At 44.0% G+C, this 13,172-nt stretch carries 11 protein-coding genes; 5 read left to right on the plus strand and 6 right to left on the minus strand.

Annotated elements, in window-relative coordinates:
* Window positions 1–298: 298 nt before the first annotated feature.
* Window positions 299–1,336 carry an IS110 family transposase gene (locus tag H6F98_RS24640; RefSeq protein WP_192221361.1) on the minus strand — a complete coding sequence of 346 codons (1,038 nt, stop codon included), beginning with the start codon at window positions 1,334–1,336 and terminating at the stop codon, window positions 299–301.
* 77 nt (window positions 1,337–1,413) lie between these two features.
* On the opposite strand from H6F98_RS24640, the gene H6F98_RS34225 reads away from it, so the two are divergent.
* The gene (locus H6F98_RS34225) at window positions 1,414–1,539 is read left to right on the plus strand and encodes a hypothetical protein (RefSeq protein WP_277927613.1); all 126 of its coding nucleotides are present in this window, start codon (window positions 1,414–1,416) and stop codon (window positions 1,537–1,539) included.
* A gap of 67 nt (window positions 1,540–1,606) precedes the next feature.
* On the opposite strand, the gene H6F98_RS24645 is transcribed toward H6F98_RS34225, so the two are convergent.
* A complete protein-coding gene (locus H6F98_RS24645; RefSeq protein ID WP_242058685.1) occupies window positions 1,607–4,561 on the minus strand; it encodes a PAS domain S-box protein in 2,955 nt (984 codons plus the stop codon).
* Between the two features lie 1,105 nt (window positions 4,562–5,666).
* Here H6F98_RS24645 and H6F98_RS24650 point away from each other — a divergent pair.
* The 3 genes from H6F98_RS24650 (at window position 5,667) to H6F98_RS24660 (ending at window position 8,161) form a co-directional block, all read left to right on the plus strand.
* Window positions 5,667–6,077 (plus strand): response regulator transcription factor, encoded by a 411-nt coding sequence (locus tag H6F98_RS24650; RefSeq protein WP_192221362.1) that lies wholly within the window; start codon window positions 5,667–5,669, stop codon window positions 6,075–6,077.
* A 145-nt stretch (window positions 6,078–6,222) separates the two neighbouring features.
* Window positions 6,223–6,771, plus strand: coding sequence for a hypothetical protein (locus H6F98_RS24655; RefSeq protein WP_192221363.1), 549 nt, complete (start codon window positions 6,223–6,225; stop codon window positions 6,769–6,771).
* Window positions 6,772–6,982: 211 nt separating this feature from the next.
* On the plus strand, window positions 6,983–8,161 hold the full coding sequence (locus tag H6F98_RS24660) for an AbrB family transcriptional regulator (protein WP_192221364.1): 1,179 nt from the start codon (window positions 6,983–6,985) through the stop codon (window positions 8,159–8,161).
* Window positions 8,162–8,212: 51 nt separating this feature from the next.
* On the opposite strand, the gene H6F98_RS24665 is transcribed toward H6F98_RS24660, so the two are convergent.
* The 4 genes from H6F98_RS24665 to H6F98_RS24680 all read right to left on the minus strand — a co-directional run bounded on the left by H6F98_RS24665 (window position 8,213) and on the right by H6F98_RS24680 (window position 11,941).
* Window positions 8,213–8,857: a retron system putative HNH endonuclease gene (locus tag H6F98_RS24665; protein WP_192221365.1), complete on the minus strand. Its 645-nt coding sequence runs from the start codon at window positions 8,855–8,857 to the stop codon at window positions 8,213–8,215.
* Window positions 8,854–10,182 carry an AAA family ATPase gene (locus H6F98_RS24670; protein WP_192221366.1) on the minus strand — a complete coding sequence of 443 codons (1,329 nt, stop codon included), beginning with the start codon at window positions 10,180–10,182 and terminating at the stop codon, window positions 8,854–8,856. The genes H6F98_RS24665 and H6F98_RS24670 overlap by 4 nt, the downstream gene beginning before the upstream one ends.
* A 75-nt stretch (window positions 10,183–10,257) precedes the next feature.
* Window positions 10,258–10,935: a Uma2 family endonuclease gene (locus tag H6F98_RS24675; protein ID WP_192221367.1), complete on the minus strand. Its 678-nt coding sequence runs from the start codon at window positions 10,933–10,935 to the stop codon at window positions 10,258–10,260.
* Window positions 10,936–10,984: 49 nt separating this feature from the next.
* A complete protein-coding gene (locus H6F98_RS24680) occupies window positions 10,985–11,941 on the minus strand; it encodes a metallophosphoesterase (protein ID WP_192221368.1) in 957 nt (318 codons plus the stop codon).
* A 145-nt stretch (window positions 11,942–12,086) separates the two neighbouring features.
* Here H6F98_RS24680 and H6F98_RS32920 point away from each other — a divergent pair, with 145 nt between their 5' ends.
* The gene (locus H6F98_RS32920; RefSeq protein ID WP_199348894.1) at window positions 12,087–13,169 is read left to right on the plus strand and encodes a hypothetical protein; all 1,083 of its coding nucleotides are present in this window, start codon (window positions 12,087–12,089) and stop codon (window positions 13,167–13,169) included.
* Window positions 13,170–13,172: the final 3 nt, after the last annotated feature.

Below are 13,172 nucleotides of genomic sequence, written 5' to 3' on the forward strand. Positions count from 1 at the left end.
AGCGACAACTCCTAACGGGTGGGCTGTTTGAGTGCAATTGGGTATGAGGGAAGACTCGCCTCGTTTCCCTGTATAAGACTTTCAGCGGTAAATCTCTTTAACAGAAACTCTTACAACAAGTTTTATTAAAGATGAACGGAGGAATGTCACAGAACGTTGCTCAGGTATAGCTGTTGCCATAAAAGCTCTGTGCCTTCTGCCTTCTGACTTGAAAATAAAACTTCGGCAAAAACCCAACAGCCGTAAGTGGCTGAAGTCGTAGAATGGCGACAGCCAAAACTAAAAGATGGATTGCGGGTTAAAGGGCAACCGGAGTTGGCTCAAGTGTAACTTGATAACCAAGCTTCTCCAAACGCTTAATCAGTCGTTTCTTAACACTTTCCGGTCGTTGTTTGTCAAAATAATCAGCTCCTAAATCTTGGTAATGTTCTTGGCGGGAGATGAGATGATAGACAATCACTAAAATTGAGTGTGCAACAGCAACCGCAGCGCGTTTTTTGCCCCTGCGTGCCGCAATCCGACGAAACTGGGCAGCCAGGTAAGTTTTAGTCCGAGCTAAAGCATGGGCAGCTTGAACCAAAATAGTTCTTAAAACTCGATTACCTTTGCGGGTGCTTTCTCCAAGCTTCTTGCCGCCACTTTCATAGTTACCTGGAGCCAGCCCAGCCCAAGCAGCTAAATGTTGGGCACTGGGAAGACGAACTCGACCCTCAAGAGCCTGAACCAACAAATCATGCTTTCTGGTCATGGTGCCTTTTGCCAAATTCGCCATCACTTCGGGAGAACTATTCCCCTCGACAATAGCAGCCAGCATTGCTCGTCCTGATACCCCCATGACATCGCTGGCAACGGAGGCAAGTTTAATATTGGCGGCTTCGAGTACTTTTTGGACTCGGTTGACCAAGTTCACTCGTTCCCGAATAAAGTTACTACGATGACGGGTTAAGTCGCGCAAATCTCGCTGCTCAACTGGTGGAATAAAGCTGGGGCGTAATAGACCATGCTGTAGGAGTTCGGCTATCCATTGTGAGTCTTTGATGTCTGTTTTGCGTCCTGGTACCGCTTTCATGTGCCGAGCATTCACCAACATCACTTCAAAGTTTCCTTCCAAGATGTTGAAAACTGGTCGCCAGTATTCCCCAGTACTCTCCATTGCTACATGAGTGCAATCATGACTTGTTAACCAGTCCGATAGATTTAACAAGTCTTTAGTCATCGTGCCAAATGTACGAATCTGCTTATGCCATTCTCCCGATTCTTTTGGGGTGATTACACAAGCAACTACAGTCTTCTTATGTACATCTAAGCCAGCGCAACGGGTGTAGACTACCTGCATATTCTTCACCTACAACTGCCAGTCCAATTGATAGGGGGCTAGCACATGGATACCTCTTTTGGTCGATTCTGACTTGCGTGCTTACTATCACGGCTGTGCGTGTAGTAGCGACAATTGGCTATGCCTCTGGATATCCGGGTTCGACTGCCTTTCAGGCTAAAGATGCTCTACTGAAGGAACAACCTCTTTTGTGTCAGCCTTGACTGGAAGTTACCACATTTTCATGTATGGTTGTGAAATTTTTTCATCGGGACTGCCTTCTGCCTTTTGCTATAGCTGCGGTGCGATCGGGATTTCAATCCAAAACTCAGCCCCTTGACCGGGTTCAGAGAGACACTTGAGGCTACCACCATGTTTCTCCACGACAATTTGATAGCTAATCGACAGCCCTAAACCAGTACCTTTACCTACAGGTTTAGTGGTGAAGAAGGGGTCAAAAAGACTCCCAATTGTGTTTTCTGGGATGCCTAAGCCGTTGTCGCGAATTCGGATAACGACTTGATGGCTATCCAAGAGTTCTGTGTGAATCCAGATCGTTGGTGAGAGAGTAGGAGTGCAAGACGAATCACTTTCGCTCTTGCCTTGGCACAAACTGTTCTCTGGTTGTCTCAATCTCTCGGTTTCTAGGGCATCGATCGCATTGCTGATGATGTTCATAAAGACTTGATTGAGTTGACCTGCATAGCACTCGACAAGTGGCAGGTTGCCGTAATCTTTGATGATTGCAATGCCAGGATTGTTGCCACTAGCTTTCAAGCGGCTTTGGAGAATCAAGAGTGTGTTGTCGATTCCGTCGTGGATGTTAACTGGCTTCATTTCTGCCTCATCCAGCCGTGAGAAGTTCCGCAAGGAAATGACAATTTCATGAATGCGGTCAGCCCCCATCTGCATAGAAGTCAGGATTTTCGGCAAGTCATCAATGAGGAATTCTAAGTCAATGTCTTCAATATATTCTTGAAGCTCTGGAGTCGGTTTCGGATAATGCTGTTGATAGCGCTCAACTAGGTCAAGCAGGTCTTGGATATAGTTAGTTGCATGGCTTAGGTTACCTGTGATGAAGTTAACGGGGTTGTTGATTTCATGGGCGATTCCCGCAACCATTTGACCGAGGCTGGACATTTTTTCGGTCTGGATGAGTCGCGATTCGGCTTGCTTGAGTTCTTCTAACGCCATTTCCAAGTGCTGTGCCTGGGTTTGAGCGGCTAGAACAGCGGCGCGAGTTTTTGCGAATAGTTCTGCGTGTTCAATCGCGATCGCTAATTGATCGACCACGGCTTGCAGGAGTTCTACTTCATGATCACTCCACAAGCGGGGGCTATCGTAGTGGCTACATATAATTGCTCCTAGCTGACCCGTATGAGTCTTCAGGGGTAGTAACAATCCAGAGGTGATGCCCCAATCGCTAAGGATCGATCGCATTTCAGGATCTAGATTGGATGCCTCGGTGAGATTTTCAATTTTGAGCGTCTCTAGATTGCGGATTGTCTCCGCTAAAGGTGTTAGATAGGGTGATGGACGCTCACCTAATAAACTAGGTAAACCGGGATCACACGCTTCGTGAGTCACACTTAAGCAAGGTCGATTTGGCTCTGACCAGCACCACAAAAAGTGACAGCCGTCAACATTAAGCAAACTCCGAATCTCGGTGACGGCAGTACCCAAAATTGTATCGAGGTCAAGCGAGTTGCGGATTTGACTGGCTAATCGAAAGAGTAGCGCTTCCCTACGACTGAGTAGTTCTTCGCGTGCCCAAGCATGGTCAATTGCGAGTGCGATCGCATTCGCCACCCATCCCAGAACACCTTGCACAACCTCGGATAAGGGTTGATGAGTCAACAAGCCAATGATGCCGACTAGCCGTGCTTGAATAATCAGAGGGTAACCTGTAAAGAAGATTTTTTGGGTTGAGACTCCAACAGCAGTTTTGGGAAGTCGGGGAATCAGGAATGGAGAATAGGAAATCACCTTTCCCGTGCCAGTACTGACGTGTTTGCTTGTTGAAGACAATTGAGTGCTGACAGGTTGCCGAGTTTGGAGAATTTCACCAATGAGGCTGTGGTCTGGAGGAAGATGATAGGGAAAGGTTTCGGTGGGGATAAGATGACCTGCTGACGCTTGTAAGTTTAGAGATAAAAGGTCTGTCGTTCCAGGGGCGGTTGATGGGTCAACGGTCCAAATCCCAACCCCAATTGCATCGAGATGCTTCACTATTGCCTCAGTGCAACGCTTGAGGCTTTCGGGTAATGTACCGCTTTTGCTCAATGCCGCCCCGACATCAGCTTCTAAGGTTGAGTCACGCGATCGCTCTAGTAGGGTTGCTTTCACCCGCTTACTTTCCGTAATATCACGAGCGATCGCATACATGACACCGTCCTCAATCACCGAAGAGGCACTCCAGGCAAGCCATGTATAAGAACCATCTTGACAACGATAGCGATTCTCAAACTGGATAGTTGATGCTTGGGTGCTAAGCTTCTGCAATTGAGCTAGGGTTAGTGCTTTGTCTTCAGGATGAACAAAATCGAGGAATGATTTAGCAAGGAGTTCTTCTGGAGCATAGGAGAGGATTTTTTCAAATGCTGGGTTAACAGTCTTAAAATAGCCATCAAACCCAACAATACACAACATTTCCGGCGAGAATCTAAAAAAACGCTGAGCCTCACGGAAAGAGTTATCGCTACCACTCAGATGCGATCGGGACATGTTCGCTTCGGATTGAAGTAATCCTTTGTTAGTGTTAGACCTACTACGGCTAGTGTGCCTATCTTCTGAAGGAAGATCTAAACGAGTATTGGTGCCAAGACAAATGTGTTCTTCCTCGGCTTGCTTATGTTCAGTGATATCCTTGCAAATTGAGACATATTGATAAGGCTTTCCCTGAGTTTGCAAGATGGGCACGATGGTTGTATCCATCCAGTAAACTTTGCCATCCTTAGCTCGGTTTCTAATTTCGCCCTTCCAAACTTTGCCACGGCGAATTGTTCCCCACATCTGTTTGAAAAATTCTGGTGGATGATAACCAGAATTAATCAGGCGATGATCTACTTTTTGCAGTTCTTCTCTAGAATATTTTGAGATTTCGCAGAACTTATCGTTAACGTACTGGATTTTCCCTATGAAATCGGTAATTGACACTACCGCCGTTTCATCTATCGCTAACTTGATATCTACGAGTTCTTGATGTGACACTTGCCCTGATTTCTCCACTAGAGGTCGCTTACTCATCTTTCGGTGTAGATTGTTGAGGTTTTTACGATCGCCAAGCGAGTCAAATCGTCAAAGGCTGCTTCAGGAGCCGAGTTGATATTTTGGTACAGGTGCATATCATCAAGGCTCATTAGTCCATTGCCAAATAAAAGCGTCTTCGTTAGTTAGCATCCATCCCTCCTGGAAGACTATTGTTTACTATTTTTTGTTTTTAAGGGTTTAAATCGGCTACGCTGTCATCCACCTCCGCTGCGGATATTACTATTCGTACAAGTAGTAATTAGTGGCTTTGAATAACTATAGTATGTTCTGGTGATTCGAGACGATGCCTAGGGTTTTCCAGCCCTTTTGCCAGTTGATGACTAGCATCGCTTCATTTGATTAGTTCCTGTAAAAGCTCTACCCCATTACCTATTATCTGTTCGATTTTCACAATCGCAACCAAATTTTTGAATTACTCTGTTTCCTTCACAGAATAAACATAATTTTAAGAAGTATAAACTCATCCTCACAAACTTATATTTCTATCACAACACAGCCTGATTGTCTCTTAGACGGATGATAAGCTGGGCAATATCAAAAACGAGTTATATAAAAATAATTTTTATAGCTTATATTCTTTTACTCGTAATCATTTATACAAAGACGCAAATAGTAAGAATAAAATGTGTATTTTTTGAGGTTAGTAGAGCCAATTTTTAGGCAAGGCTGATAAAACACTAGATAAGCAAGTAGGCGCAAATAAATAGAACTAGGAGTTTTGGGTGCTGGGACTAGGAAACTTTCCCTAATCCTAATCGTCTGAAGGCTTGAGGTCAAAGCTTAGTTAATCATGTTTGTAGATTAAAGCATGATGATCTGTAGCAAGTATCTGGGTAGATCAACCCAAAAAAATCATTTTTTTTAATTAATCTGGGTAGATCAACCCAAAGGCTTAAGTTTCTACTCAGTAGTTAGTAAAGATAGTCAAAGAAAAATATCTAAGTAGTAAGACTTGGCTAGAATAAGTCCAGACTAAATCAACAGGCTTTCCGAGATAATTAAAGCTTGGGTTATTTTTGCTTTAAGTATCTTCACGTTATTGGCTTGTTATCAGCTTCAATTTCTTGGAAGATAGGGACATATGTCACTCCAAAGCAACCAACCCACTATTCTTGCGGTGGACGACAGTACTGCAATGCAAGAAATAATAAAACAGGCGATCGCAAACGAGTACAACGTTCTAGTAGCCGATAGTGCTGTTGATGCCTTGTCCTTGATTTACGATCAACCCATTGCAATGTTTTTGTTAGATGTGTCGCTGCCAGGGGTTGATGGCTTAGATCTTTGCCGCACATTGCGTACTCTACCCAAATGTTGCAATTTACCAATTATTATGATCACAGCAAGAGATAAGGCTTTTGATAAGGTACGGGGACGCTTAGCGGGGGCAACGGAATACTTAACGAAACCCTTTGATGCCCAAGAGTTACGAGAGTCTTGTAGAAAGCTCCTTAATTCAAAAAACTCAGCAACTGTGAAAGAGAACGATTAAACGAGTGTTGCTGACGTTCAATGACACATCCCCTTGGAAAGCGGGAACAACGCTCAGGGAGTAGCTTTCTTGGTAAACTTCTGTAAGTTGAATCAGGGATTTGCGATTGGGGTTCTACCGAATTTGGCGGCGTTGTTTCGTAGCAATGCCTTTATTTCTCAGTATTGTAGGCAGTACCATTAATGCTTCTGCTCGTCCTGCTGCTGTGTTTATACCCCATCTGGAGCGCATTCAGAGTAGTCTCCTCTCAGGGTTAGTGATGCGCTTACCCACTGCAATTCCGCTTAGTGGTCATTCGGATATCGAAGAAAGCCAATTGGTTGTTCGTGTCTTTTCATCAGAGACACCCCAACGGTTGACGGTTAGTGTGTTTACTTGTGAACAAGGCTCTCATCCTTGCTTATTAGGCAGCTTTTCGGTGGAGAGAAAAACGGCAGCGAGTGCGAGGCGGGAGTTAGAGAGGCATGAGGCACGAGGCGATCGCATCACGCTGACGGATAACGTCAAAGGATACCTGATTGAAGGCCCCTCGCAAAATCCGTCTTATCAATTCTCAACGGTGATGTGGCAGCAGAATGACATGATTTATACAGTCAGTTTCCCTGCTAATGAACGAGAGAACCTCGTATTTATGGCTGTTTCAATGGCGCGTGAACAGCCACTTGCGCCTCTTGCTTCTCGTCCTATTTCATAAAAGCTGCCAGGAGAAGACGCTACACATTCGGGATGAAACTTCCCCTCAGTTCTGAAGGCAGGGGTGAGTTTTTACGGGTGAATTATTTTTACCGAGCTGGTTTAGTTATAAGAGTCCATTAATAGCTTATCCAAAAAAGAAAAATTGTTAAGATTCGTTAAAAGAGCTAAAATTAAATTTATATTTTGACTCTTTTAAAGCAGAGCTTGATATGGCACTAAAAAATAGCCAGATTCATTTGCATTCGTTTGTTAGACCCTGGCTGACATTCATTTCTAAGTATTCGATTGTTGGTATAGAACTGATTCTAGGTTTTTTACTTAGCTTCGTTTTTATGCAGATTGGTGCTGGAGCAGGTTCTGCAATTTTAAGTGGAATTACTGCTGGCGCATTAGTCGCTTATTTCTATCGTATCGTCTACAAAATTCAGATTAAACCGAACACAAATGTTAGAAAAATTGGGCAGGTTCTTGTTGGTCTTACTATTGGGGTTTCGATCGCTCATAGTAACCTAGCAAATATTTTCTTCAAGCTACCAATTTTGACATTTACAGCTTTACTTTTGCTATTAAGTAGTATTCTTATTGGCTACATTTATTCACATATTGCTAAGGTAGATTTGTTAAGCGCTATGCTGGCTGTTGTTCCTGGCAACATAGGAATTATGGCAAGCATAGCAGCAGATTATGGAAAAAATGTATCACTCGTTTCACTGGTTCAATTAATTCGGTTTACAGGAATCATTTTAATAATTCCTATAATCACCAATGTTTCTACCCCTCATGATATCAACCTAATTCTTTCCTCTCTAAGCAAAGATTTATCCCAATTTAATCTCCATTATTTATTAGTACTAAGTTTAGTTCTAGCCATAACAGCCGTTGTAGCTCGTATTGGAAGTAAATTTAAATTTCCTGCCGCTTATTTGTTTTGCTCTATTTTCGTGGGGGTGGCTTTTAACTACTTATTAATCCAACTTCCTTTTTCCCCTCCCGTTAACTTTAATGTCCCACCTTTGGTAAATTTAATAGGTCAGACATTACTGGGAATTACGATTGGTGAGTACTGGGGAATCAATCCAAATCTTGAAAGTCGTACAATTGCCTTGACATCAATTCCTGTCGCACTAACGTTTTTAGCTGGATTTACAGCAGCAGGAATTACAATGTTTTTTACACATTGGGACTGGCTAACTTGTTTGCTGATGGCAGCACCAGGAGGTTCTCCAGAAATGATATTGATTGCTTTAGTCTTAAATCACAATGTTGAGACAATAACAGCCGCTCATCTAGTACGACTAATGGCAATCAATCTATATCTTCCTGTATTAATTTGGGCTTTGGAGAAGTACGGGAGGGAGAGTAAGGAAACTAAAACAATTATGACTTGACAACCTAACTGTTAAAGCCGTAATAGCTGTTATCGGAGAGTACACCAATTATTAAGTAACAAAATACTGCTTGAGAATATAGGCGATCGCAGCACAAAATTCTTCATATTGCCCATCAGCATTAGGTTCTTCAAAAGCCTGAAGAAGCTTGTGTTTCTCCTCGCCCGTAAGTTCGTCTATATATAAATTTTTTATCGCTGCTTCACGCATATTATTCAGCTTAGGAATATCGAGACGAAGCCGCTTAATTGTTTCAAGAGCAGCATCTTTTTTCTCTGGAGTATCCGTCTCCAGAACTTGTCCATCATCGGTGTAAATAAAAAAATCCGCGCAATCTGGCTGCAAGGGTGAAACCATGAGGTCTTCATCATGCCAATCATCTTTAGCTACCCCACAATGTATTGGTTTTTTAGGTTCACGCTCCCTTTGGCATGAGGCAAGCAGATTTTTGTACTCTACCGACAGGTCTATGTCTGTGGAACTCTGAGGTTTCAGATGTTCAATATGGCTGCTGTCTCTAGTGATACGCATTCCACAGTAGCAGCAAATATCTCCTTGCTCTTGTATTAATGCTTCATGCAGTTCCCGTTTTTCAGGATTTTGTAAGTAACAGTAGCCCCAATTGGGTGTGGTTCTAGCAAGTGCTTTCCAGGTTTTGAAACTTTCCGGTTCCTCACCTTTTCTGATATATTTCACCGACCTAGAATCTCCCGTCGTCGGATAGACACACTAGCACCAACTAGCTCTGGTTCATCTGCTCCAATTTCATCAGCAATTTTTTGGTGCAGTTGTCTAGCGCTGTCGAGGTCTCCTCTAGCGATTAATCGAAACAATTCAAGAAGACTTTCCTTGATTTCCTGCGGACGTTCTGGAGTGTCCATGAGGTCTTCCAAGATGCGATTGCTATCTCTGCCATACGAACTTTCTGGACGCATAGCTACGATACCGTCATCTGTCCTTTCCAGAATGTATATACCTTCGGGTTTGACTTGGCTAATTACTTGAGGTGAATGCGTTGTGACAATGAACTGACAATTGGGAAATGTTCTTGTCAGTGCTGGAATAATTTCGCGTTGCCATTTGGGATGGAGGTGTAGTTCAATTTCATCAATCAGGACAACACCGCTACCTTGGAGTGGATCGGGTAAACTTGAATTTGTGATCGCCAATCGTCTCGCCAAGTCCCCCACCATTGCTAGCAAGCACTTCTCACCATCAGATAACTGGTTAACGATGAGTTCTTGTCCTTGTTTGTTGATGGTCATTCGCAATGGTGAACGACGAACCCTTAAGTTTGAGAATTCCTCGCCCAATAACGAGTATATGGATTGTCTCACTGCATCTAGTCGATTATTGCGGTAACTAGGGTTGTCCCGCCGTTCTTCATTTTCCAAATCTTCTACAGATCTAAACCATTTGAAGAAGTTATCAAAACCCATAGATGCCTGTTGTATGAACTCTGGCAGATCTGAACCATAGGTATTAATCTGCTCAAACGAATACTCCTTTGGAATCGCCAAAGGAATATCAAGAACTGCACGATGGACAATGTAATACATATTTACAGGTATGTTGACCTGAGTAGTGTCTTCCAAGTCAGGGTACATATCTGTAACAGCTTCTTGTAACATCTTCCAGTCGAGTTCTGTGCCTTCTTCACGATTTGTAGTGAAAGACCACGTTACTTCCTGTGAAGAATTGAGTAAAACCGTAATTTCATTGTGTGTCTCTTGATATCCATTTTTAATGTCCTCTTCCCTGGCAGAAATGGCATCAAAGAAGTAATTTCTGTCCTTATCCTTCCGTTTCTTCTCTTGCCTACTTTTCTTGTGCTTGGGGTTAGTCGGTGGAAATAAAAGTAACCCTTCATAGAGAGATAGGAGGATAGTGATGCAATCAAGAATGCTAGACTTACCAACCCCATTAATACCGATAAGTACAGTAGGCTCATCTGGTGGGAACTCCAGCGTCAAATCGTCGAATCCACGGAACGATTGAATTTTAAGGCGCTTGACTTTCATAGCTTGAATTAGGCTGATTGCAGTGGGAGAAGATAAGCCATTATTAGTTGTGTAAAAATCAATGATCGCACCTTCTCACTTCAGAGACTCTGGATCTACTCCAAGCGATCGCAATTGTTCCTCTAGCATTTGAACCCGTTCTTCAGCCGCAGTGGCGCGTTCTTCCGGTGTCGGCAATCTCACACCTTGCTCGTTATACCAGTACAACCATTCCCGCGTGATTCCCTGATACGTTCCCCGTTCTCTACCAATCCCTAAACCTACCTCTGGCAACCAAACCGGATGTCCTGGCAGCAATACATATTCCCCATTCACTAGCTGATAAACTTCTAGGGGTGCTTTTTTGCGACGATGGGGATTGTAAACCACGTAGTACAAGATTTCCAGTTCCGCATAGAGTTTCTTCTTGCTACTATATTCCCCACGCCGTTTGTGGGAAACAACCTCTAGCGCCAGAATTGGAACAACATTCTCTTCCCAAAACACATAACTTAAGCGCAAGTCTTCATCAACAATTCGCTCAACTCCCACACTCAAAAAACCATCTGGCACAATCGCAGGTAGGTCAGGATCGTAGTAGACTCCCATGTCAACACCAAAGAACCAATCCATGCGGCTTGCCCATACCCAAGCGAGGATTGCTTTGAGTAAACCCGGAATCAGGTCTTGCAACTCATTATCCACAGGCGTATCGTCAGAGTCGGGTAAATCTTCTGCCGAAGGTAAGCAGTGCAGTGGGTTGTACTTTAGCATGAGCAGTCAACCAAGGGCTAATAAGTTGATGATATCTAGCGACTGAAAATTAGGCTGATTGTAATCGGATGATGCCTTGGTCAAAGACTTGGTTATCGGTGCCGATGCCGCTGATGATAATGCGATCGCGATACACTTCATACGCGGCAAAACTTAGCTGTTCTGCGGAATGTGCTGTCCATTCTGAATGCCCTACTGGTCGAGTCCCTGCCCCAGCTCCACAAATCAAATAGGTAGTACCATTAATCACTTTGCTGCGCTCATAGTGATGGTCATGACCGTTGATATATAGCTGCACCCCGTACTTTTTGAAGAGAGGCGTGAGGGTTTGCACAAACGGTTGATTTAGCCCATAGTGACCTGAAGAGTAAATCTGATGGTGTCCAAATACAATTTTCCAAGGAGCATCACTACGGCTGAGTTCTTCTTCTAACCAAGGTAACTGCGCGTTCCAATCAGCATTGCCATTCGTATCAAGGGCAAAAAATTGCACGTCACCGCGACGAAAAGTATAGTAACGTCCTGGCATATTGAAGCCAGAGTAACTTACTTGAGGGTCACCATTATCGGTACGAATGTCATGATTACCAAGGCAAGCTTGAAACTTGACGCCCTGTTGTAGCAACGCTTGATAGGGTTGCTCAAATACTGCACCAATTTTTTCAATCTCACCGTTGTTGTAGATATTGTCACCCGCCAAAATTACCAAATCGTAGGGATTTAGCTGCTGATGGCGAGTCATCGCTGCCGCTACGGCATATTGTCCTGTTGCACCTGTGCCTGTGTCTGCTACAGAAACAAAACGTAGTAGAGGCTTCTCTCCTGTTGGGTTGCTTGGGATGTCAGCTAACGTTGATGCTGCGGGTTCAGAGGCGAGATTAGTTGTATCAGTCGATTTGGAATTAGAACTTTGCGCTGTCTGACTACGGAATAGTTTGGCAAAAATTGCTAAACCCAAGCCACTGAGGGTACTTAAAATTAGAAATTGACGACGTTTCATGCTCATAGATGTCGAGTTGATAATCAGTAATCTTCAGCTTTTAGACTGAAGGCAAGCCAGACAGAAGTGATAGATTTGTGCTTGTAGTGGCAGCTTCCAGTAAGAATCTATCGTATTGAAGCAGATTGGTGCTGCCTGGGAGGGAGATTCAATGTCAGAAGACCAACAGAAGCAGCCAGAATCTATGAATTATGAACCTCAAACACCATCGAAACCCGATAAAGTGAACTCAGCAAAATTGGGGAAGCAAAAGCAACCGTTTTTGAAGGCTCAAAGTATCAAAGTTCTGCGAGGAACCATTGACCTACTAGAAGGGATTGTGGAGCAACTGGAGGCAGAACCCGTTAGTCAGCTTCCCCCGACTGCGGCACCGCCGACATCGACACTAACCTCTGCACCCGTCTTAGATACAACGACAGTAACAGCAGAACCAGACTCCATCAGTAGTGTTGTGGAACCTGTTACTCCTGCACAAGTCGCAGACACCCCGACAGAAGTGCTAAACCCAGCAACGGAACCCGTTGTTTCTACACCAGCATTGGATATCCCGACAGAAGTACCAAAACCAGTATCCCAGAAGCCTACTGATAAGCAGATGCCCCAACCCCCTAAGCCGAAACTGACCGATCGCATTCTTCCTAGTTTTGGGCGTGTTCAAGCTGTTTGGGATGGCATATTAGTCAAACTCCGCTCTTTACTACCAGCCACTTGGAATGAAAAGCTGTCAGATTGGGGACTAACAGGTGCGATCGCATCTATCGTAGTTGTTCTTCTCATAACAACGGCAGCACTTCTCCCCAAGACACCTGCACAGGTAGCAAAAGCACCTCCTAATAGTATCGACGCACCATCAGAATTGAAAGCACCTGAGCCGCCGCAACCTCTGGAAGTTGAACCCCCACCTCCACCTGAACTCACCCCAGAGCAAAGCTTGATTGCTGGCATTCAAAATCAAGTTGCTGAAGTCACCCAGCAGTACGGCAATGGCTTGATTCAGTCCATCGAAGCGAATTTCCAAGGAAGCCGTCTGGTTGTTAAAGTCAGTGATGGCTGGTACGAACTCAAGGACTCTCAGCAGAATAAGTTAGCAGACGACATCCTCAGCCGCTCTAACGAACTGGATTTTAGCAAACTAGAAATCACTGACCTTAATGGCACACTACTTGCCCGAAGTCCAGTTGTCGGCTCGAATATGGTAATTTTGAAGCGACAGGCATTGGCAGCAAATCTGTAAGCT

This window comes from Microcoleus sp. FACHB-SPT15, from assembly GCF_014849525.1.
GTDB classification, from domain to species: domain Bacteria; phylum Cyanobacteriota; class Cyanobacteriia; order Cyanobacteriales; family Coleofasciculaceae; genus Symplocastrum; species Symplocastrum torsivum.

What these genes read in the sequence shown, in the direction of transcription:
- H6F98_RS24660 (WP_192221364.1), top strand. Translation starts at nt 6,983, where the DNA reads ATGGCACTAAAAAATAGCCAGATTCATTTGCATTCGTTTGTTAGACCC.
- H6F98_RS24675 (WP_192221367.1), bottom strand. Translation starts at nt 10,935, where the DNA reads ATGCTAAAGTACAACCCACTGCACTGCTTACCTTCGGCAGAAGATTTA.
- H6F98_RS24650 (WP_192221362.1), top strand. Translation starts at nt 5,667, where the DNA reads ATGTCACTCCAAAGCAACCAACCCACTATTCTTGCGGTGGACGACAGT.
- H6F98_RS32920 (WP_199348894.1), top strand. Translation starts at nt 12,087, where the DNA reads ATGTCAGAAGACCAACAGAAGCAGCCAGAATCTATGAATTATGAACCT.
- H6F98_RS24655 (WP_192221363.1), top strand. Translation starts at nt 6,223, where the DNA reads ATGCCTTTATTTCTCAGTATTGTAGGCAGTACCATTAATGCTTCTGCT.
- H6F98_RS24645 (WP_242058685.1), bottom strand. Translation starts at nt 4,561, where the DNA reads ATGAGTAAGCGACCTCTAGTGGAGAAATCAGGGCAAGTGTCACATCAA.
- H6F98_RS24640 (WP_192221361.1), bottom strand. Translation starts at nt 1,336, where the DNA reads ATGCAGGTAGTCTACACCCGTTGCGCTGGCTTAGATGTACATAAGAAG.
- H6F98_RS24670 (WP_192221366.1), bottom strand. Translation starts at nt 10,182, where the DNA reads ATGAAAGTCAAGCGCCTTAAAATTCAATCGTTCCGTGGATTCGACGAT.
- H6F98_RS24680 (WP_192221368.1), bottom strand. Translation starts at nt 11,941, where the DNA reads ATGAGCATGAAACGTCGTCAATTTCTAATTTTAAGTACCCTCAGTGGC.